18 protein-coding genes are annotated in these 21,065 nt (G+C 63.4%); 10 read left to right on the top strand and 8 right to left on the bottom strand.

Annotated features, from left to right (window positions below):
* Window positions 1-49 precede the first annotated feature (49 nt).
* The 3 genes from arfB (at window position 50) to dcp (ending at window position 3,366) form a co-directional block, all read left to right on the top strand.
* Window positions 50-481: an alternative ribosome rescue aminoacyl-tRNA hydrolase ArfB gene (arfB, locus tag PAN08_RS15785; protein ID WP_269792468.1), complete on the top strand. Its 432-nt coding sequence runs from the start codon at window positions 50-52 to the stop codon at window positions 479-481.
* 3 nt (window positions 482-484) lie between these two features.
* Window positions 485-1,087 (top strand): lysophospholipid acyltransferase family protein, encoded by a 603-nt coding sequence (locus PAN08_RS15780; RefSeq protein WP_269792467.1) that lies wholly within the window; start codon window positions 485-487, stop codon window positions 1,085-1,087.
* 119 nt (window positions 1,088-1,206) lie between these two features.
* Complete coding sequence (gene dcp, locus PAN08_RS15775; protein ID WP_269792466.1) at window positions 1,207-3,366, top strand: peptidyl-dipeptidase Dcp; 2,160 nt, start codon at window positions 1,207-1,209, stop codon at window positions 3,364-3,366.
* 70 nt (window positions 3,367-3,436) lie between these two features.
* Here the strand turns inward: dcp and PAN08_RS15770 are convergent, their stop codons facing one another.
* From PAN08_RS15770 to PAN08_RS15760, 3 genes are read right to left on the bottom strand one after another with little or no spacing between them, the layout of a single operon-like run.
* On the bottom strand, window positions 3,437-3,703 hold the full coding sequence (locus tag PAN08_RS15770) for a hypothetical protein (protein WP_269792465.1): 267 nt from the start codon (window positions 3,701-3,703) through the stop codon (window positions 3,437-3,439).
* Window positions 3,704-3,757: 54 nt separating this feature from the next.
* Window positions 3,758-4,207, bottom strand: coding sequence for a 3-dehydroquinate dehydratase (locus tag PAN08_RS15765; RefSeq protein ID WP_269792464.1), 450 nt, complete (start codon window positions 4,205-4,207; stop codon window positions 3,758-3,760).
* A gap of 3 nt (window positions 4,208-4,210) precedes the next feature.
* Entirely contained in the window at window positions 4,211-4,618 is a 408-nt protein-coding gene (locus PAN08_RS15760) for a hypothetical protein (RefSeq protein ID WP_269792463.1), read from the bottom strand.
* A 180-nt stretch (window positions 4,619-4,798) separates the two neighbouring features.
* On the opposite strand from PAN08_RS15760, the gene lepB reads away from it, so the two are divergent.
* Window positions 4,799-5,419, top strand: a complete 621-nt coding sequence (gene lepB / locus PAN08_RS15755; RefSeq protein WP_269792462.1) for a signal peptidase I — start codon at window positions 4,799-4,801, stop codon at window positions 5,417-5,419.
* A 281-nt stretch (window positions 5,420-5,700) separates the two neighbouring features.
* On the opposite strand, the gene PAN08_RS15750 is transcribed toward lepB, so the two are convergent.
* A complete protein-coding gene (locus PAN08_RS15750; protein WP_269792461.1) occupies window positions 5,701-6,669 on the bottom strand; it encodes a LysR family transcriptional regulator in 969 nt (322 codons plus the stop codon).
* A 108-nt stretch (window positions 6,670-6,777) separates the two neighbouring features.
* Between PAN08_RS15750 and aceB the strand changes: the two genes are divergently transcribed.
* The 4 genes from aceB to PAN08_RS15730 all read left to right on the top strand — a co-directional run bounded on the left by aceB (window position 6,778) and on the right by PAN08_RS15730 (window position 13,648).
* Entirely contained in the window at window positions 6,778-8,418 is a 1,641-nt protein-coding gene (gene aceB, locus PAN08_RS15745; protein WP_269792460.1) for a malate synthase A, read from the top strand.
* 45 nt (window positions 8,419-8,463) lie between these two features.
* The gene (gene aceA, locus PAN08_RS15740) at window positions 8,464-9,795 is read left to right on the top strand and encodes an isocitrate lyase (protein ID WP_269792459.1); all 1,332 of its coding nucleotides are present in this window, start codon (window positions 8,464-8,466) and stop codon (window positions 9,793-9,795) included.
* 260 nt (window positions 9,796-10,055) lie between these two features.
* Window positions 10,056-10,988: a GGDEF domain-containing protein gene (locus tag PAN08_RS15735; protein WP_269792458.1), complete on the top strand. Its 933-nt coding sequence runs from the start codon at window positions 10,056-10,058 to the stop codon at window positions 10,986-10,988.
* A 20-nt stretch (window positions 10,989-11,008) separates the two neighbouring features.
* Window positions 11,009-13,648 carry a putative peptide modification system cyclase gene (locus PAN08_RS15730; RefSeq protein ID WP_269792457.1) on the top strand — a complete coding sequence of 880 codons (2,640 nt, stop codon included), beginning with the start codon at window positions 11,009-11,011 and terminating at the stop codon, window positions 13,646-13,648.
* On the opposite strand, the gene PAN08_RS15725 is transcribed toward PAN08_RS15730, so the two are convergent.
* Entirely contained in the window at window positions 13,588-13,944 is a 357-nt protein-coding gene (locus tag PAN08_RS15725) for an NHLP-related RiPP peptide (protein WP_269792456.1), read from the bottom strand. The genes PAN08_RS15730 and PAN08_RS15725 overlap by 61 nt on opposite strands.
* 100 nt (window positions 13,945-14,044) lie before the next feature.
* Here PAN08_RS15725 and PAN08_RS15720 point away from each other — a divergent pair, with 100 nt between their 5' ends.
* Window positions 14,045-15,196, top strand: a complete 1,152-nt coding sequence (locus tag PAN08_RS15720; RefSeq protein ID WP_269792455.1) for a putative peptide maturation dehydrogenase — start codon at window positions 14,045-14,047, stop codon at window positions 15,194-15,196.
* 43 nt (window positions 15,197-15,239) lie between these two features.
* On the opposite strand, the gene PAN08_RS15715 is transcribed toward PAN08_RS15720, so the two are convergent.
* The 3 genes from PAN08_RS15715 to PAN08_RS15705 all read right to left on the bottom strand — a co-directional run bounded on the left by PAN08_RS15715 (window position 15,240) and on the right by PAN08_RS15705 (window position 20,212).
* Window positions 15,240-17,210 carry an acetyl/propionyl/methylcrotonyl-CoA carboxylase subunit alpha gene (locus PAN08_RS15715; protein WP_269792454.1) on the bottom strand — a complete coding sequence of 657 codons (1,971 nt, stop codon included), beginning with the start codon at window positions 17,208-17,210 and terminating at the stop codon, window positions 15,240-15,242.
* 19 nt (window positions 17,211-17,229) lie between these two features.
* Entirely contained in the window at window positions 17,230-18,840 is a 1,611-nt protein-coding gene (locus PAN08_RS15710; protein WP_269792453.1) for a carboxyl transferase domain-containing protein, read from the bottom strand.
* A 208-nt stretch (window positions 18,841-19,048) separates the two neighbouring features.
* The gene (locus tag PAN08_RS15705; RefSeq protein WP_269792452.1) at window positions 19,049-20,212 is read right to left on the bottom strand and encodes an isovaleryl-CoA dehydrogenase; all 1,164 of its coding nucleotides are present in this window, start codon (window positions 20,210-20,212) and stop codon (window positions 19,049-19,051) included.
* A gap of 145 nt (window positions 20,213-20,357) precedes the next feature.
* Between PAN08_RS15705 and PAN08_RS15700 the strand changes: the two genes are divergently transcribed.
* Entirely contained in the window at window positions 20,358-20,975 is a 618-nt protein-coding gene (locus tag PAN08_RS15700; protein ID WP_269792451.1) for a TetR/AcrR family transcriptional regulator, read from the top strand.
* The last annotated feature ends 90 nt before the right edge of the window (window positions 20,976-21,065 follow it).

The following is a 21,065-nucleotide window of genomic DNA, read 5'->3' as shown; positions in this document are numbered from 1 at the left end:
CTTTCGACGCCCCAACAAGCAGACCCCCGGCAGCCCTTACAATGCGCCGATGGGAACAGGCCTGATTGAAATCTCGGAACAGTTGGCGATACCGGAAGCGGAGATCGTCGAGCGTTTCGTGCGCGCCAGTGGGGCCGGCGGCCAGAACGTCAACAAGGTGTCCACCGCAGTGGAACTGCGTTTTGACGTGGCCGGCTCACCGTCGTTGCCTGAGCCACTGCGTGAGCGCTTGCTTGCCCGGCGCGACCGGCGCATGACGGGCGAGGGCGTATTGGTGATTGATGCACAGCGCTTCCGCACCCAGGACCGCAACCGTCAGGACGCCCGTGATCGCTTGGTTGGTTTCATCCAGGCCGGGCTGTCCGTGCCCAAGCCGCGCGTGGCGACCAAGCCGACCTACGGCTCCAAGCTGCGTCGTCTGGATCAAAAAAAAGAACGCGCGCACGTCAAGCGCGGCCGTTCAACACGTAACTGGGAGTAGTGCTTGAGTAACCCTGAGCCGGTGGTGCCTGTCATTCCACCGAACATGCCGCAGGTCAACGGCGGCGCATTCACGCGCTGGCTGGGGCGCAGCATTCTGCGCCTGGGCGGTTGGCGCGTTCGCGGGCCGATTCCGGACCTGGCCAAGGCCGTGGTCATCGCCGCACCGCATTCGTCCAATTGGGATGGGCTGTGGGGCCTGGCGGCAAAAATGGCGCTGGGGCTCGAAGCCCGCATTCTGGGCAAGGACAAGCTGTTCTGGTGGCCGTTGAGCGCGGTGCTGCGCAGCCTTGGCGTGGTGCCGGTGGACCGCAGTTCGCCACAAGGAACGGTCGGCCAGGCCGTGGACATGATCCGCAACGGCGAGCGCGTCTGGTATGCGCTGGCGCCGGAAGGCACCCGCAAGCCAGTCAAGGAATGGAAGGGGGGCTTCCTGAAGATCGCCCGGATGGCGGATGTGCCGGTGGTGCCGGCGTACTTCCATTACCCGGACCGGGTGCTGGGTTTCGGCCCCGTCTTCCAGACCAGCGGTGACGATGTTGCCGATATGGCGGCCATCCGCTTGTGGTACCAGCAGTGGATGGGGAAGAACCGCCAGGGCGGCTGATTCTCCGGCAGGCCGACGTGGCGCGGCAGGTAACGCGCCACCATCGGCACATGCCGCGATTTGGCGAACGGAGTAGGGTGATGGGCTGATAAAAAGCCCGTCCTGAAGGAGTTCGTTTCATGTCGCGTACTGTCATTCTGGCTACCGCCGTCAGCCTTGCGCTGGCCGCCTGTTCCGGCAAGGAGTCCACTGCCCCCGTGACCGCCGATACCCCCGCTGCCGCTGGTCAACCGGCCGAAGCGTCGACCAACCCGTTCATGACGGCGAGCACGCTGCCTTTCCAGGCGCCGGCGTTCGACAAGATCAAGGACAGTGACTACCTGCCGGCCTTCGAAGAAGGCATGCGCCAGCACCTGGCCGAGATCAAGCAGATTGCCGACAACACCCAGCCGGCCACGTTCGACAACACGTTGCTGCCGATGGAGCAATCCGGCGCCATTCTCGACCGTGTGAGCCGCGTGTTCTTCAGCGTGGTGCAGGCCGATACCAACCCCGAGCGGCAGAAAATCCAGGAAGACGTGGTGCCGAAGCTGGCCGCGCACAGCGATGCCATCTATCTCGACGCCAAGCTGTTCGAGCGCGTGAAGTCGGTTTACGACGCGCGCGAAAGCGCCGCGCTGGAGCCGGAGCAGCTGCGCGTGGTCGAAGAAACCTACAAGGGCTTCGTCAAGGCCGGCGCCCAGCTCAACGACACCGACAAGGAAACGCTGAAGCAGCTCAACGCCGAAGAGGCCACGCTGTCCAACGATTTCCACAACAAGCTGGTGGCAGCGACTGCCGCGGGTGCCGTGACCATTGATGACAAGGCACAGCTGGCCGGCATGTCCGACGCCGACATCGCTGCCGCCGAAGATGCTGCCAAGGGCCGCAAGCTGGATGGCAAGTGGGTACTGAGCCTGCAGAACACCACGCAGCAGCCGGTGTTGACCTCGCTGCAGGACCGCGACGTGCGTGCGAAGGTGCTGGAAGCGTCGGAAACCCGCACCGAGCACGGCGATGCCAATGACACCCGCGCAATCATCCAGCGTCTGGCGCAGCTGCGCGCGGCCAAGGCCAAGCTGCTCGGTTTCCCGAACTATGCGGCTTACAACCTCACCGACCAGATGGCGCAGAACCCGACCAACGCGCTGAAGCTGCTCACTGACACGGTGCCGGCAGCCACTGCCAAGGCGCGCGGTGAACTGGCCGAAATCCAGAAAGTGATCGACGCGCAGAAGGGTGGCTTCAAGGCGGCCGCGTCGGATTGGGACTTCTACGCCGAGCAGGTGCGCAAGGCCAAGTACGACCTGGACGAAGCGCAGATCAAGCCGTACTTCGAGTTGGACAACGTGCTGCAGAACGGCGTGTTCTTCGCCGCCAATCAGCTGTACGGCATCACCTTCAAAGAGCGCAAGGATCTGCCGGTCTATCACCCGGACGTGCGTGTGTTCGAGGTGACCGATGCCGACGGCAAGTCGCTGGCGCTGTTCTACGCCGATTTCTACAAGCGTGACAGCAAGTCCGGTGGCGCATGGATGGACGTGTTTGTCGAACAGAACGGCCTGACCGGGACCAAGCCGGTGGTCTACAACGTGAGCAACTTCACCAAGCCTGCAGCGGGCCAACCGGCGCTGTTGAGCTGGGACGATGTGACCACGATGTTCCATGAGTTTGGCCATGCCCTGCACGGCATGTTCTCCAACACCAAGTACCCGAGCGTGGCCGGCACCGGCGTGCCGCGTGACTTTGTCGAGTTCCCGTCGCAGTTCAACGAGCACTGGGCCTCGGACCCGAAGGTGTTCGCCAACTACGCCAAGCATTACCAGACCAAGGAAGCGATGCCGCAGGCCTTGGTCGACAAGATCGCCAAGGCCAAGACCTTCAACCAGGGCTACATGACCACCGAGTACCTGTCAGCTGCGCTGCTGGACCTGGCATGGCATACGCAGGGCGCCGACGCACCGCTGCAGGACGTGGACAAGTTCGAAGCCGACGCGCTCAAGCGCTTCAAGGTGGATCTGTCGCAGGTGCCGCCGCGTTACCGCAGCAGTTACTTCGACCACATCTGGGGTGGTGGGTATTCGGCCGGTTACTACGCGTATTTCTGGGCGGAGATGATCGACCACGATGCGTTCGAGTGGTTCAAGGAGAACGGCGGCCTGACCCGTGAGAACGGCCAGGTGTTCCGCGACAAGATCCTGTCCATCGGCAACACCCGCGACCTGTCCACCGCCTACCGCGATTTCCGCGGCAAGGACCCGAGTGTGGAGCCGCTGCTGCACAACCGTGGCTTGAAGTAAGCATCCACGAAGTAATCACGAACGGCAGGGGAAACCCTGCCGTTCGCGTATCTGCTTTCCGGCGGCGCTTCTATAGCCGGCTCACCATCTTCAGCCGCACCTGTGATGCAGCAACGTCATGCCGCTGCGCGGCCATCCTGCAGAGCAGGTCGAGCAATCCCTGCGGGTCTTTCAGCACTGCGTCACCATCCTCGACACGCACCGCCAGATGCCCCCACCAGAACGGATGCCCGTCGACGTACACCTCGTACCCGGCAAGGTACTGGCGCCCGCATGGAGGCGAGCTCGACTGTGAAGCGGATGGTTGATTCGGGCCCGCGCAGTTACCGGCATTCATGTGATCGGAGCGCCTCTGGGTTTTGCGGCCACGGCCATTCCTACCGGTGGCATCTCAGGTGCCCACATGCACGCGATTACCGACCTCGTTGCAGCACAGGTGTTCCAGCGCCATTTCCAGCGCCAGTACATAACTTTGTGCGCGATAACCCTGTGCCACACCCAGGCGGTGACCTGCGGAGGCTGGCAGGCAGGCATCAAATGCATGGCCGTCGTCATCGTGTATTTCCACATAAGCGTTGCGCAGGCGCGGCAGCAGGCGTCGCAGGCGCTCGCTGTGAACGCAGGCACCCGGCGCGAGCAGCGTGACTTCACCGGGGCTGTGGTCGGCGGCGCATAGCGCTTCAATCAGTTCCTGTTCGCAGCAGCAGCTGCGCATGGCAATGCTGGTGCCGGTATCCAGGGCGCGCTGCACCAGCGATTTCATCACTGCAGCCGGCAAAGGTGCGGCTGCATGCTGCGACAGCCCGCTGCCTTCGGGGCCGCGCACGATGAAGATGGACATGGCTCAGCCCTCCTGCGCTTGCAGGCGACGTGCGGCGATCGCCAATGACAGCCGACAGGCATCGTCGCGCACGCGGCTGCAGATCAGTGCCACGGGGGCGTGTTGCGGATGCAGGTGCGTGTCCAGCGCATCGGCGTCGTGACGTGCGATCTCGATGTAGGGCACAGGCAGGGCATCCAGTGCGGCACACAACGCCGGGCCATGCGCGGACCATTGCTGCTCGTTGGCAGCGGCGACTTCGATCAGTACCCATGCCGGCTGGCTGCGGTGCGCGTGCTGCAGGCAACGAACCAAGGCCGGCAACGTGTCGCAGTCCTGGCAGGACAGGTCATGCCCGGCAACCTGGGCAGGCAGTGGCGAGGTATCCGGCACGATCGTATTGGATGCGTGCCGGATCAGCAGGATGCTCATGTGAAGCCTTGATTGAGCGCCCTTCGGCGCGGTGGTGCCACGATGCGCGCCAGGCACGTAAAGCCTCCATGCCGGGCAACGGGGGGCGCGTAAATAATGCGTAGCATCCAGCGACTTGCCGCCGGGAACTTGCCACGGTTCAGGCATGTCCATTACTCACCTTCCACGGTGGTGATCGGCATGAATGAGACAGCGGCGGTATCCCGGCTTCCTTCTGCACGTGCGTGGTTGCGCCGAGAGGCGTTGCCGCTGGCGGTGATGTTGCTGCTGCTGTTCGCCGCGCGCGACAGCCTGGCCAATCATTACCAGGTACCCAGCGGGTCGATGCAGCCCACCTTGCAGCCCGGTGACCGCGTCGCGGTGGACATGCGCGCCTATGGCTTGCGCCTGCCATTCACCAACGTGCGCCTGCTTGCCAACGGCCAGCCGCAACGCGGTGATGTGGCGGTGTTTGATTCGCCGGCCGATGGCACGCGGCTGATCAAGCGTGTGGTGGCGGTCGCCGGTGATCATGTGGCCCTGCACGAGGGCTACCTGAGCATCAATGGCCAACCGCTGCAGCAATCGCTCGCGCACGAGGCATTCGGCGGCAAACAGGTGCAACTGGATCTGGATGAAGGGGGTGGGCCGGATATCACCGACATCACCATTCCTGCCGGCAAACTATTGGTGCTGGGCGACCATCGCGGCAACAGCTTCGACGGCCGCTTCTTTGGCCTGGTGGATGCCGACACGGTCTACGGCAAGGCGCTGGCAGTGTATTGGCGTCGAGGTGATGGGCCACGCTGGCAGCGGCTGTAAGCCGCTCTACGACGGGCTGCGTATGAACAGGAAACCGGCGCGGAAACGTTGCCGGTTTTTCTTTGCGTGTGGGTCTTTCGGTGAAGGTGCCTGGCCGTTGCGATACGTGTCTAACAGCGGGAGTGCACGAAAAAACGTAGCCCGGGTAAGCGCAGCGCACCTGGGGCTTTACTGCGGGAGCGAGCAGGCGTGGCTGGCACATCTGGACTCCCCGGAGGCGCTGCGCACGCTGCACCAATGCCACCGCAGCGTCCACACGTTGCAGAAAGCCAAAGGTGAAACTACCTCTCCGAATGCCCCGTATCGTCGTATTGCCTCGGCGCAAACAAATCCGGCTGGATCAACTCGACAAACGCCCGCGCCTGCGGTGACAGCACCTTGCCCCGGCGCACCACCACGCCATAACTGCGCGCCGGGAAATAGTCGCTCATCGCGCGCGTGGCCAGCTTGTCGCGGTCGCCATCGTTGAGGCACAGCGCGGTGACGATGGAGATGCCCATGCCCATCGCCACGTACTGCTTGATCACCTCCCAGCCACCGACCTCCAGTGCCACCGTGTACGGCACCCGGTGCTGCTGGAACACCAGGTCCACCAGCCGCCAGGTGATCTGCCGGCGGGGTGGCAGGATCAACGGCCAGGGCGACAGGTCTTCCAGCGTCAGGTTCTTTTTCTTCGCCAGCGGGTGGTCGGGCGGGGTGATCAGCACCTGCTCGAAGCGGTACACCGGCGCGTAGCTGAGATCGGCCGGCACATCCATCATCGAGCCGACGGCCAGGTCGGCCGCGTCGCTGCGCAGCAGGTCGGTACCGTCGGCGCTGATGGCGTTGTGCAGGGTCAGGCGCACGTCGGGGTGCTGGCGGCGGAAGTTTTCGACGATCTTCGGCAGCAGATACAGGATGGTCGACGAATTGGCGGCGATGTTGAGCTCGCCCGCATCCAGGCCGCTGACCTTCTCGCGGAACCGTGGCAGCAGCCCGTCCAGGTTTTCCACCAATGGCTGGGCCATGTCGTACAGCAATTGGCCCTCGCGGGTGGGCAGCAGGCGCCGACCGCTGCGCTCGAGCAGCACCACACCCAACTCCCGTTCCAGCGCCTGCAGCTGCAGGCTCACTGCCGGTTGGCTGACAAAAAGCGCCTCCGCTGCCCGCGAAACCGAACCAAGCCGCACCGTTTGCAGGAAGGCGCGCAGTGGCTTGAGCCGGTCAGACTTGTAGGAAAAACGCGGGGTTACGGGAGTTTTCTTGGCCATTTCAAACTAATTATTAGCACAACTTATAGATAACATTGCAAAAACTGTTTTGTTAAATAAGTGCCTGCGGCTGCACGTTGGAGTCCCACGAGCCCGCAGGAACCGCCCATGTCCGCCGTCGCCCAGGCCATCCCGGCACAGACCATTCCCCGCCCGACCCCGGGCATCACCGTGACCACGCAGCTGGCCGGTCAGTCCGGCCTGTTGCCGGCCGGTGCGCTGGGGCTGCTCGTGTCGTTGCACCGGGCAGTGGAGCCGGAGCGGCAGAAGCGGCTGGCGGCGCGCGAATTGCGTCAGGCCCATTTCGATCAGGGTGGCGCACCGGATTTCCGCAGCGATACCCGCGACATCCGTGAAGGCGACTGGACGGTGGCGCCGATCCCGGCCGCGCTGCAGGACCGCCGCGTCGAGATCACCGGCCCGACCGATCCGAAGATGGTCATCAATGCGCTGAACTCCGGCGCCAAGGTGTTCATGGCGGACTTCGAGGATTCCACCTCGCCGACCTGGCGCAACGTGCTGGCTGGCCAGCAGACCATGCGTGCGGCGGTGCGCGGTGACCTGGACTTCACCGCACCGGCCGCCAACGGAAAGCCGGCCAAGCACTACACGTTGCGCCCGTTCGACGAGCAGGCGGTGCTGATCGTGCGCCCGCGCGGCTGGCACCTGGACGAGAAGCATGTGCTGGTCGACGGCCAGCCGATTGCTGGCGGCCTGTTCGATGCGGCGGTGTTTGCCTTCCACAACGCCCGTACGTTGATGGACAACGACCGTGGCCCGTACTTCTACCTGCCCAAGCTGCAGTCGATGGAAGAGGCCGCGTTGTGGGAGACCGCGCTGTCGCACATCGAGGGAATGCTGTGCCTGCCGCATGGGCAGATCAAGGTCACCGTGCTGATCGAAACACTGCCGGCAGTGTTTGAGATGGACGAGATTCTGCACGCGCTGCGTGAGCGCATCGTCGGCCTGAACTGTGGGCGCTGGGACTACATTTTTTCCTACCTGAAGACCTTCCGCCGCCATGCTGACAAGGTGCTCCCCGAGCGCGGCCAGGTGACGATGACCCAGCCGTTCCTGAAGGCGTACTCGGAGTTGTTGATCAAGACCTGCCATCGCCGTGGCGCCCACGCGATGGGTGGCATGGCCGCGCAGATTCCGATCAACCACGACGCTGCGGCCAACGAACAGGCGATGGCCCGCGTGCGTGCCGACAAGCTGCGCGAAGTCACCGCGGGTCACGATGGCACCTGGGTCGCGCATCCGGCCTTGATTCCGGTGGCGCGCGCCATCTTCGACGAGCACATGCCCACGCCGAATCAACATCAGGTGTTGCGTCGTGACGTGCAGGTCAGCGGCGAGGAATTGATCGCACCGTGCAGCGGCACCGTCACCCGCACCGGCTTTGAGAACAACGTTGAAGTGTGCGTGCGCTATCTGGCGGCATGGCTGGACGGCAATGGCTGCGTGCCCATCCACAACCTGATGGAAGACGCTGCCACTGCCGAGATCAGCCGCAGCCAGATCTGGCAATGGCTGCATGCCGGCAGCCAGCATCTGGACGACGGCACCGCCATCGACATCGCACTGCTGGAAAGCACCCTGCGCGCCCTGCCTGCACGCCTGGGGGATACCTCCGCGTTGCCTGGCAGTGGCCGCATCACTCAGGCCATCGGCCTGCTCGACCAACTCAGCCGCGCCGAAGAACTGGCTGACTTCCTGACCTTGCCGGCTTACCGGCAGATCGACTGACCCTCCTTCCCCTAACGCACGCAATCTTCTTTCGAGGACGACACGATGAGCACTTACCAGCAACAGATCGATGCCCTGCAGCAGGACTGGGATACCAACCCGCGTTGGAAGGGTTTGAAGCGCACCTACAGCGCGGCCGACGTGGTGCGCCTGCGCGGTAGCGTGCAGCCGGAATACACGCTGGCCAAGCGTGGCGCCGAGCGCCTGTGGGGCCTGGTCAATGGCGAGGCCAAGAAGGGCTACGTCAATGCATTTGGCGCGATCAGTGCTGGCCAGGCAATGCAGCAGGCCAAGGCCGGGCTGGAAGCGGTGTACCTGTCGGGCTGGCAGGTGGCTGCCGACGGCAACACCTCCGAAACCATGTACCCGGACCAGTCGCTGTATGCCTATGACTCGGTGCCGACCATGGTTCGTCGCATCAACAACACCTTCCAGCGTGCCGATGAAATCCAGTGGAAGAACATCATCGACGACAAGGTGAAGGCAGAGGATGCCATCGACTTCTTCCTGCCCATCGTCGCCGACGGTGAGGCCGGTTTCGGCGGCGTACTCAACGCTTACGAGCTGATGAAGAACATGATCACCGCCGGCGCTGCTGCGGTGCACTTCGAGGACCAGCTGGCAGCGGTGAAGAAGTGCGGCCACATGGGCGGCAAGGTGTTGGTGCCGACACAGGAAGCCATCCAGAAGTTGTCGGCAGCGCGGCTGGCGGCCGACGTGCTGGGCGTGCCGACAATCGTGCTGGCCCGTACCGATGCCGAAGCGGCCAACCTGCTGACCAGCGACTTCGACCCCAACGATGCGCCGTTTGTTACCGGCCAGCGCACGCCCGAGGGCTTTTACCGCGTCAAGAACGGCCTGGAGCAGGCCATCAGCCGCGGCGTGGCCTACGCCCCGCATGCCGACCTGGTGTGGTGCGAAACCGGTACCCCGGACCTGGGCTTCGCCCGTGAGTTTGCCCAGGCCGTGCATGCCGCCAGCCCCGGCAAGCTGCTGTCCTACAACTGCTCGCCCTCGTTCAACTGGAAGAAGAACCTGGACGACAAGACCATTGCCCGGTTCCAGGATGAACTGGCCGCGCTGGGTTACAAGTACCAGTTCATCACCCTGGCCGGCATCCACATCAACTGGTTCAACACCTTCAAATTCGCCCACGACTACGCCCGTGGGGAAGGCATGCGCCACTACGTGGAGCAGGTGCAGGAGCCGGAGTTCGCGGCACGTGAAAAGGGTTACACCTTCGCCTCGCACCAGCAGGAGGTGGGCGCCGGCTACTTCGACGATGTGACCACCGTGATCCAGGGGGGCGCTTCCAGCGTCACCGCCCTGACCGGCTCCACCGAAGAAGCGCAGTTCCAGACCGAAGAAGCCGCTTGAGCGCTTAGTTAAGGTCGTTTCAAAGGGGCTCTTACGAGCCCCTTCTTTTTGCCTCGCCGGAGACACGGTTTCCCCCTAGGTTTGAGACCCACATCACCTTATTTTGATGCTAGTCTCGCTGGATGACTCGCCGGCCACGGCGGGGATCCATGAGGCAAGGGATGAGCGGCATGGGGGTGGGGGGTCTGGCGTTGCAAGCAGAACTTCCTGTGGGCTCGACGGCCACAGGGGGAGCGGTGCGTCGCGCGCAGGTTTCTGCCGTGGAATGCGCCCTGTTTGCCCAGTTTGGCCGTCGCCGTATCCTGGCCACCGACGAAGTCCTGTTTCAGCGTGGCGACACCGGCTCCTCGATGTTCATCGTCATCAGCGGTGCCATCAGCCTGGACTTTGGTGCCGGCCAGGCGCCCAAGCAACTCGGTGCCAATGATTTCTTCGGTGAACTGGGCCTGCTGATTGACAGCCACTCGCGCTCATCGGCTGCACGCGCGTGTTGCGTCACCGAGCTACTTGAAGTCAGTTGCGCCAGTTTCCATCGCCTGATCGACCAAGACCCGGCGACCGTGGTGTTTTTCCTGCGTCGCACGTTGTGGCGCGTGGTCTCCAGCGAGCAACGACTGATCGGCCAACTCAGCCGCCGCAACGAAGAGCTGGAAGTGGCACTCGGCAATCTGTACAGCGCCAGCCATGAGCTGCAGCACACGCGCGAGCTGATCTATACCGACGACCTGACCGGCATGGGCAACCGCCGTGCGCTCACGGTCTACCTGCAGAATTCGCACCGTTCCGATCGGCGTCCGCAGGGCCTGTTGCTGATCGACTGCGACGACTTCAAAGGCCTCAATGATTCCCAGGGACATCTGGCCGGCGACCACATGCTGCAGTGTCTGGGGCGGGTGTTGACCTCGGTGGCCGGCAAGGACGACATCGCCTGCCGACTGGGCGGCGATGAATTCTGCGTGCTGCTGCAAGAGGCGGATGCCGAGCGGTTGTCGCGTGTGGCGGGATTCGTTCTTGAGGCCGTGCGCGGGCTGGTGGCCTTTCCCGGCGCGATGCCGGGTGCGTGCTCGGTCAGCATTGGTCTGGTGCTGATGGACGGGCGTGACCACTGGAACGATGCCTACTCGCGTGCCGACTGCGCGCTGTATGAGGCCAAGCGCCTGGGCGGCGGTCGCATGCAATGGACACCCGGCTGAGCGGCCACGGGGAGGCTGACGTGGACAGTGAATCCGACAATCTGCAATCCAACCGTCAATTCAAGACGCTGATCCTCACGGATCTGTGCGACTCGGTGACGCTGGTCGAGCGCATTGGCGATACCGCCGCCGCCGATCTATTCCGCAAGCTCGACACGCAGGTGCTGCAGTTGCTGCAGCGCTGGAACGGCCGCTTGATCGACCGTTCCGACGGCATGTTCCTGCTGTTCGATGCACCCGTGGACGGGCTGGGTTTCGCCCTGGACTATGTGGACGAACTGGATGCGCTGGGCACTGAGTTGAACCTGCCGCTGCAGGCACGCGTGGGCGTACATGTGGGCTACGTGCTGTCCTGGCACAACAGTGAAGAAGCGGTGGCTGCCGGTGCCAAAGCGCTGGAAGTGGAAGGGCTGGCCAAGCCCATGGCAGCGCGGTTGATGGCGCTGGCGCGTCCGGGACAGATCCTGATGTCGTCGGCAGCCGAATCAATGATGCGCAGCGGCCAACGCGAGCTGGGTGATCGCGGCGCCAGCCTGCAATGGAAATCGCACGGGCGCTGGCGTTTCAAGGGCATGCCGAACGGGCAGGAGGTATTCGAAGTAGGCCGCAAAGGCCGCGCCCCGCTGCGCATGCCGGCCGGCTCGGTGAAGGCCCGCCGTGAGCTGCCGCTGTGGCGGCGGCCGGTGGCGTTGGCTGCGGAAATAGCACTGCTTGCGGTGGTAGCGGCGGTGAGCTGGGTATTGGTCCGATCGGAGCCCGCCATCGCGTTTGCCGAGCGCGACTGGGTGGTGGTGGGGGATCTGAAGAATCACACCGGCAATGCCTTGCTCGACGATTCCTTGGCACAGGCATTCCGCATCAGCCTGGAACAGTCGCGCTACGTCAACGTGCTCAGTGACATGGTCGCGCGCGAAACGGTCACACGTACCCGCAGAGACCCCGAAAAGGAGCTTATGGGCCGGGCTCTCGCATCGGAGGTGGCACTGCGCAACGGCGCGCGTCTGGTGTTGCTTCCGTCGGTTTCTGAAGTGGGCGGAAAGGTACGCATCAGTGTCGAGGTGATTGATCCCAACACGCAATCCACGGTTCGTTCCGAATCCGTGGATGGAAAGGGAATTGGATCGGTGTTGGCGTCGGTGGACGGCCTTACGTCGAAGCTGCGGACCGCACTTGGTGAATCCGCCAATGTCGTCAGATCCGGCTCTGATCCATTGCCGATCGTGACCACGTCCAACCTGCAGGCGTTGCGAGCCTATGCATTGGGTCTGCGCAGGGCGCGGGAGGGTGAATGGCGAGCGTCGCTGCAGATGTACAGCGAGGCTGTCCGCCTTGATCCGGAGTTCGCACTGGCATATCTCGGCGTCGCTCGCGCCCATGCGGCACTTTCGGAACGCCCCAAAGCGCTGCCCTGGCTGGATAAAGCAGTGGCGCTGCGCGCGCGCCTGCCGGATCGGGAGCGTTTGTATCTGGATGCATGGGAGGCAGAGCTGAAGGCACCTACGCATGCGCTTGAAAAATGGCAGGTGATGGCGGGTTTGTATCCCGACGATTTCGCTGGTCAGGCAAATGCGGCATGGCATCTGTATGTCGCCAATCGTTTCGATGAAGCGTTGCCTTATGCGATGGCTGCCGATGTGCCGCAGGATCCGTTGCGTAATTACGCAGCGGACTATGTCGCCCGGATACTGTTGGCCAAGGGCTTGCCAGCGCAATCGCTGCAGCATCTTGAGAGCATAGGAGGCCCATCCCGCCCGGGACATGCCCGACGTGTCGCCGCTGCGATGGCTGTCATGAAGAAGTTTGGCGAGGCAAACGCCGCGCTGGACAAGGCGGAGCCGATCAACAGCCCTGCCACCGATCTGGTGCCCAATATTGAGCGTGTGTCGATTGCGCTGGATCAGGCACAGCCACACGAGGCGGCGGTTCTTTCCGAGCGCGTCATCGAGGCATCACGGACGTCGGATGCTTTCATCTACCAACAGTTTCGCGTGATCAGTGCCATGGTTGACCTGGTGCGTGAAGCACGCCGCCGCGATGAGCGTCGGCGGCAGCTCGCCGATGACCTGGTCGCCGAAGTCGCCTCGTCGAAATGGGATTCATTGAATCGCAGTGATCTGGGAACCATGCTGCTGGTCAACGCCAATCTGGCGTTGCGTGAGGGCGACCCGACATTGGCAGTGGAGGCGCTGGCGCGCGTTCAGCAGCTTCCCGCTGACAGCCGATACAGCGTGCTGGCCGCCGTAGAGCGCGTTACCAAAGCGGGAGTCATGGGTAACCAAGGCAAGCTGGAGGAGGCGATAGCGTTGTTGCCAGCCCGCGCGGATGATCTCTATCTATCGCGGGTGATGTTGTATGGCTTGCTGAGCAAGGCCGGGCGCCATTCGGAGGCCGAGGCACAGGCACGATGGCTGGTGAGCCAGCGTGGCCGTGCCTACATGGAGGCCAACGCGTCACAGACGTTGCAACCATTGAATGTTGCGGATTCGAAAATGGCGCAACTGTGGATTGCCGAATCTTTGCTTGCGCAGGGAAAAGCGGAACCCGCAGCGCGGGAGTTGGCTGTCTTCCTGGCGCAATGGCCGTTGACGCAACAGCCTTCTCAGCTGCGCTCGAGCGTTGAACAGACCTTGTCCGCCTCGAAACAAAAAATCACGTTGTGATTGCCTGCCGCCACAAGGTGCTGCTGCAGCTTCGCGCGCGTAGCTGCGATCTCTTCCTTGCTGGCCAGCGCGTTGGTGGTCATGCAGTAGAAGTTGTCGCCCGGCTGCGGCGTCCGGCCAGCCATCGCAACGGCTTCGGCGACACCAAGACTGGCCAGCGCCTGGACCGGATCGGCCTGAAACGTCGCACGGAAATCGTCGTCCGTGGACAGCTTCTCCAGCAGGATGTCCACTACCTTGGAGTCGATGCCGGCATGTTCCGGAGTCTTGTCACAATCGTCTGAGAATGTATTCATCATCGTCCACCATCGCCCGGCGGGGAGGGCAGAAACGCCCGTCCGGTCAAAAAGTAATGAGAAGTTGGCCGCGCCCCCTGTGCGGCCGGAGGATGATCCCATGAAAGTGCGGCGTTGTACGTCCGTGTTCTTTGAGCCGCGCGAAAGCACTCACTTCGACCTAAGCAGTTTGTTGTCGGGCGGGAACGGGCTTGCACATACGCGGTGCTGGTTCGCGCTGGCGCCGCACTTGGCCGGCGAATTACGTGTGTCTGAGGAGGAAATGGTGTGCGTTGGCCGCTACAGCCCGGACGAATGGGTGACGCTGGTGCAGGACCTGGATCCGATATCGCGTCGTCTTCTGGAAGTCGGGTTGTTGATATCGGATGCACCCGCCTGTCAAACGCATCGGGACGCCGACGAAGGCTACCGTGCGCTGCATTGGTGGCCGTTGGCGGCTGTCACCCATCATGCGGCGCGCTGGGACGCAGTGAACAGCGTCGAGTCGATGCAACGATTGGGTACGGATAACGTCGCAGGTCTCTTGCGATCCTGTGGCGCCCCGCCTCCAGCGACGATTGAGCGCGAAGCTCGTGGGCCAGACCTGCCGCTGCAGCGGCACGTGCCGCAGTCCCTGGATTCACTGCTCTCGCAACGGGTCACTTGTCGAAACTTCGATCAGGGCCGGCCACTGGGACAGGCACTGTTTTCTCAGGTTCTGGAGCGTGTGTTCGCTGCACAAGGTTCCGTCAACCAAGGTGGAGACGTGCAGTTTCTGAAGAAGCATTCCCCCTCAGGAGGTAGCCTGCATGCTACCGAGGCGTACTTGCTGATCCAGCATGTCGAAGGCATTTCGCCGGGGCTCTATCACTATCGGCCGGTCGATCATTCACTGCGACCACTGCCGAGCCCCGCGATGCCATTGTATGAGTTCGCATGCAATGCGTTGGCGGGCCAGCATTGGTTCGCACAGGCGCCGGTGTTGGTGATCTATGCGCCGCGCATCGCGCGCAGCCATTGGAAGTACCGCAATCATCCAAAGGCCTACCGGGCCCTCATGCTGGATGTTGGGCATCTGTCGCAGACGCTCTATCTGAGTGCGACCGATCTTGGGCTGGGTGCGTTCGTTACTGCCGCGATCAACGAAGTGCAGATTGAGCAGGCCTTCGGTCTTCCTGCCTTGGCGGAAGGGCCCTTCGCCATAGGGGGCTTCGGTTGGCGAGCCTCAACCCAGGAGATCGCCGAGTTCGATCCAACCGGTAGCGTCTGGTGAACGACTTGGCCGCATGGGATGTGCTCCCCTGCGGCGCATTTGATTACGTAGCCTCAAAATCCACCAACACCGTGCCATCCCCCACCTGATCACCGGCCTTGGCGCGGAAGCCGTGCACGGTGCCGTCAGCGGGGGCCTGCAGGGTGTGCTCCATCTTCATCGCTTCCATCACCAACAGCGGCGTGCCGCGGCTGACCTGGGTGCCGGGTGCCACCAGCAGCGTCACCACGCGGCCGGGCATCGGCGCGAGCAGGCTGCCGCCATGGTCGCTGGTGTTGTCGGCATCGGCGACGGGGTCGTGCAGGGTGAAGCGCTGCTGGCGCTCATCGCCGAAGACATGCAGGACGTTGCCGTCGCGCAGCGCGTTGCCGCGGTACAGACGGTCGCCGATCTGCAGGGCATAACCGTCGTCCAGCAGACTGCCGACGACGTGGACCAGCTCCTCGCCGAACTGCACCTGCCAACCCTCGGTTTGCCTGCGGACCTGCAGCGTCTGTTGCTGCTGCAGGTGTTCCAGCGTGACCGACCGCGCTGCTGGCCCGGCCAGGCGCCAGCCGTCGTTGATGGCCCAGGGCGAGGTGTCATTTGTTGCAGCGGCAGAATCGTTGCAAGCCAGCACCGCTGCTAGCGCCCAATCAGCCGGGGTTGCGACGCTGTGCTGGATATCCAGTGCATCGCGCTCGCGTTCGATCAACGCGGTATCCAGATTGGCGTGGCGGAACGAATCCGTCATCACCAAGCGACGCAGGAATGCCGCATTGGTGGTGACACCGACTACCTGGCACTGCGCCAACGCGCGCTGCATACGTTGCAGTGCGCTGTCGCGGTCCACGTCCCAGACGATGAGCTTGGCGATCATCGGGTCGTAGTACGGGGTGATCGCATCGCCCTTTTCAACACCGGCATCCACGCGCACGTTGGCGTTGGACTGCGGCAACTGCAGGTGGCGCAAGGTGCCGGTGGAGGGCAGGAAACCACGGTCGGCATCTTCGGCATACAGACGCGCTTCCAGCGCGTGGCCATGGATGCTCAACTGCTCCTGTGTCTTCGGCAGTGGTTGCCCGACGGCGACACGCAGCTGCCACTCGACCAGGTCGGTGCCGGTGATCATCTCGGTGACAGGATGCTCCACCTGCAGGCGGGTGTTCATTTCCATGAAATAGAAATCGCCATCCGGCCCGGCGATGAACTCCACCGTACCGGCACCCACGTAACCCACCGCACGTGCGGCATCGGTCGCGGCCTTGCCCATCGCTGTACGGCGTTCGGGCGTCATGCCGGGAGCGGGGGCTTCTTCCAGCACCTTCTGGTGGCGGCGCTGTACCGAGCAGTCGCGCTCGAACAGGTACACCACGTTGCCCAGGCTGTCGCCGAATACCTGGATTTCGATATGGCGCGGGCGCTCGACGTACTTCTCTACCAGTACATGCGCGTTGCCGAACGCCGATTGTGCCTCGCGCTGGCAACTGGCCAGGGCAGCCTCGAAATCCGCGCTGGCTTCGACCTTGCGCATGCCCTTGCCACCGCCACCGGCGCTGGCCTTGATCAGTACCGGATAGCCAATGGCATCGGCTTGCGCACGCAGGAACTCCGGCTCCTGACGGTCGCCGTGGTAACCCGGCGTCAACGGCACATTCGCCGCCTGCATCAGGGCCTTGGCCGCGCTCTTGTCGCCCATCGCATCAATGGCGCTGGCCGGTGGGCCGATGAACACCACGCCTGCTTCGGCGCAGGCACGCGCAAAGCCAGCGTTCTCGGAAAGGAAGCCATAACCGGGGTGGATGGCCTGCGCACCGGTGCGGCGCGCAGCGTCGAGGATCACATCCGCGCGCAGATAGCTTTCCGCTGCCGGCGCCGCGCCAATGTGCACGGCTTCATCGGCCAGGCGCACATGCCGCGCGTTGCGGTCCGCATCGGAATACACCGCCACCGTGGCGATGCCCAGGCGACGGCAGGTGGTGATGACGCGGCAGGCAATTTCACCGCGGTTGGCGATCAGGATCTTGTTGAACATGGAAGGTCTCCGGTCGCTGTTACATGCGGAACACGCCAAAGCGTGTTTCCTGTGTAGGTGCATTGAGGCTGGCGGCCAGCGCCAGACCGAGAATGCGACGGGTGTCGGCGGGGTCGATCACGCCGTCGTCCCACAAGCGCGCACTCGCGTAATACGGATGGCCCTGTTGCTCGAACTGGTCGCGGATGGGTTGTTTGAACGCATCTTCTTCCGATGCCGACCACTGTCCACCCTTGGCTTCGATGCCGTCGCGCTTGACCGTGGCCAGCACGCTGGCAGCCTGCTCGCCACCCATCACGCCGATGCGCGCATTCGGCCACATCCACAGGAAGTGCGGCGAATAGGCGCGGCCGCACATGCCGTAGTTGCCGGCGCCGAACGAACCACCGATCACCACCGTGTATTTCGGCACGCGCGCGTTCGCCACGGCCATCACCAGCTTGGCGCCATCCTTTGCGATGCCGCCGTGTTCGTACTTGCGGCCGACCATGAAGCCGGTGATGTTCTGCAGGAACAACAGCGGAATGTTGCGTTGGCAGCACAGCTCGATGAAGTGCGCGCCCTTGAGTGCGGACTCGGAGAACAGGATGCCGTTGTTGGCGATGATGCCGACCGGATGGCCGTGCACATGCGCAAAGCCTGTCACCAGCGTGTTGCCGTAGCGCGGTTTGAACTCATCCAAGCGCGAGCCGTCGACGAGGCGCATGATCACTTCGCGCACGTCGTAAGGCTTGCGCGTGTCGCTGGGAATCACGCCGTACAACTCGTGCGCATCGAACAGCGGCGCGTCGCTGGCCTGCAGCGCCACTGCCGGTTCGGGTTTGCGCCAGTTGAGGTTGGCGATGATCGCGCGGACGCGGGCCAGCGCTTGCAGGTCGTTGTCGGCCATGTGGTCGGCGACGCCGGAAATGCGTGTGTGCACGTCGGCACCACCCAGTTCTTCGGCGCTGACGACTTCACCCGTCGCGGCTTTCACCAGCGGCGGGCCGCCGAGGAAGATGGTGCCTTGTTCCTTGACGATGACGGTCTCGTCGCTCATCGCCGGCACGTAGGCACCGCCAGCGGTGCAGCTGCCCATGACGCAGGCGATCTGCGGAATGCCTTGCGCCGACAGGTTGGCTTGGTTGTAGAAGATGCGACCGAAGTGGTCGCGGTCGGGGAACACTTCATCCTGCAGTGGCAGGAAGGCGCCACCAGAATCGACCAGGTAGATACACGGCAAGCGGTTCTGCTGCGCGATTTCCTGCGCGCGTAGATGCTTCTTCACCGTCACCGGGTAGTAGGTGCCCCCCTTGACGGTGGCGTCGTTGGCGACGATCAGGCATTCCACACCGGAGACGCGACCAATGCCGGCGACCATGCCGGCGCCGGGCACCGGATCGGGATACATGCCATGCGCGGCCAGCGGTGCCACTTCAAGAAACGGGCTGCCGGCATCCAGCAGCGCATCAATGCGTTCGCGCACCAGCAGCTTGCCGCGCGCGGTGTGCTTGGCGCGTGCCGCATCGCTGCCACCGCGTGCGGTGGTTTGAAGCGTGGCGCTCAAGTCATCGACCTGAGCCTGCATCGCGGCGCGGTTGGCTTCGAAGGTATCGCTGCCGGGTTGCAGTTGGGTGGTGAGGATGGTCATGGCCGAAGTCCTGGAGGTTCTGGAGCAACCTGCTCCCGCGAGCGGAAGTTGAGTGTCTGCATCCCTTCTCCCGCATGCGGGAGAAGGTGCCCCGAAGGGGTGGATGAGGGGGCTTTCAAAGCGTTGAGTCCGCGTGCTGGTAGCCTCCCCTCACCCCAACCCCTCTCCCGCAGGCGGGAGAGGGGCTCTGGGTCATTGCGGCTTTGAGTTATGCGGTCTTTTGGAACAACTCGCGCCCGATCAACATGCGGCGGATCTCCGATGTGCCGGCGCCGATTTCATACAGCTTGGCATCGCGCCACAAACGGCCCGCCGGGTACTCGTTGATGTAACCGTTGCCGCCGAGGATCTGGATTGCTTCACCTGCTGCCCACGTGGCCTTCTCTGCCGAATAGAGAATCGCACCGGCCGCGTCCTGACGCGTGGTACGGCCCTGGTCGCAGGCTTTTGCCACGGCATACACATAGGCGCGGCAGGCGTTGAAGCCGACATACATGTCGGCCAGCTTGGCCTGGATCAACTGGAACGTGCCGATCGCCTCGCCAAACTGCTTGCGCTCGTGCACGTACGGCAGCACGACATCCAGCGCCGCGGCCATCAGGCCCAGCGGGCCACCGGACAGCACTACGCGTTCGTAGTCCAGACCGGACATCAGCACCTTCACGCCACCGCCGACGTCACCCAGCACGTTTTCGACCGGCACTTCGCAATCCTGGAACACCAGCTCGCAGGTGTTGGACGAACGCATGCCGAGCTTGTCCAGCTTCTGCGCGGTGGAAAAACCCTTCATGCCCTTTTCGATGATGAAGGCGGTGATGCCGCGCGAACCGGCGTTGGCATCGGTCTTGGCGTAGACAATCAGCACATCGGCATCAGGACCATTGGTGATCCACATCTTGTTGCCGTTGAGCACGTAATGGTCGCCGCGCTTGTCGGCGCGCAGCTTCATCGACACCACATCCGAACCGGCGCCGGGCTCGCTCATCGCCAATGCACCGACGTGTTCGCCGCTGCACAGCTTGGGCAGGTATTTGTGCTTCTGCACCTCGCTGGCGTTCTTGCGCAGCTGGTTGAGGCACAGGTTGGAGTGCGCGCCGTAAGACAGGCCAATACCGCCGGACGCCCGCGAGATTTCCTCCATCGCCACCACATGTGCCAGGTAGCCCATGCCGGTGCCGCCGTATTCCTCTTCAACGGTCATGCCCAACAGACCCTGCTCGCCGAACTGGCGCCACAGTTGATTGGGGAAGTGGTTGGTTGCGTCGGCCTCTTCGGCCAGCGGCGCGATATGCGCGGCGGCAAACTGGGCCACGCTTTCGCGCAGCATGTCGATCTCTTCGCCGAGATCAAAGGAGAGGGAGGGGATGTGCATGGGGGCGGCTCCAGTACTGCTTGGCGAGGGGCGCTCCGGGTTGGGGGTGACGGATGAGGCCGTCAGCACGGGCGTTTGCGCGCAGCCTAGCGGGTCACGGCAAAAAAGTGAACACAAATTCAAAAATTGAACCTAGAATCAACCCATGGCTTACAAACGCTCGGAATTGATGGAAAAACGGCTCGCCGGCAACCGCGAGGCGATCCTGGCAGCTGCCCGCCGGCTGGTCGCTGCCGGTGGCTATCGCAGCGCGCCGATCACTGCCGTGGCGGCCGAGGCAGGTGTTTCCACCGGGCTGATCTATCGCCATTTCCCGTCCAAGGCCGAGCTGTTCGTGGAAGTGCTCACCGCGGCGGTAGAGCACGAGTTGGAGATCCTCTCGGCCATTGCCGATGAAGCATTGCCGGCGCCGCAACGGCTGCAGCGGGCAGTGGCCTCGTTCGTGCGCCGCGCCATGGCTGGCCCCGGTTTGGCCTATGCCTTCATTGCCGAACCGGTGGATCCGGAGGTGGAAGCCGAGCGCATCCGTTGCCGGCGACTGTTCGGCGATGTGTTCAAGCGCATTCTTGATGACGGCGTGCGCAGTGGTGAACTGCCGGCGCAGGATCTGGACGTGAGCGCGGCCTGCATCGTCGGTGCGTTTACCGAAGCATTGGTCGGCCCCACTGCGCCCAGCCGCGATGGACTGCGCGATGGCGAGCATCTGGTCGATGCGATTGGTGCACTGTGCCTGCGTGCGGCGGGAGCACCGATCACCGCCTGAGCCAATACGGCCTGGTGCCACAACACGATGCGGATGTTGCGTTGCCGCACGTTTTGTTGTGTCCGTGCCCATTGCGGGCGGTGGCATGCG

The sequence above is a fragment of the Stenotrophomonas sp. Iso1 genome, assembly GCF_027497995.1.
Classification (GTDB): domain Bacteria; phylum Pseudomonadota; class Gammaproteobacteria; order Xanthomonadales; family Xanthomonadaceae; genus Stenotrophomonas.
This window is presented reverse-complemented; position numbering and strand designations above follow the sequence as displayed.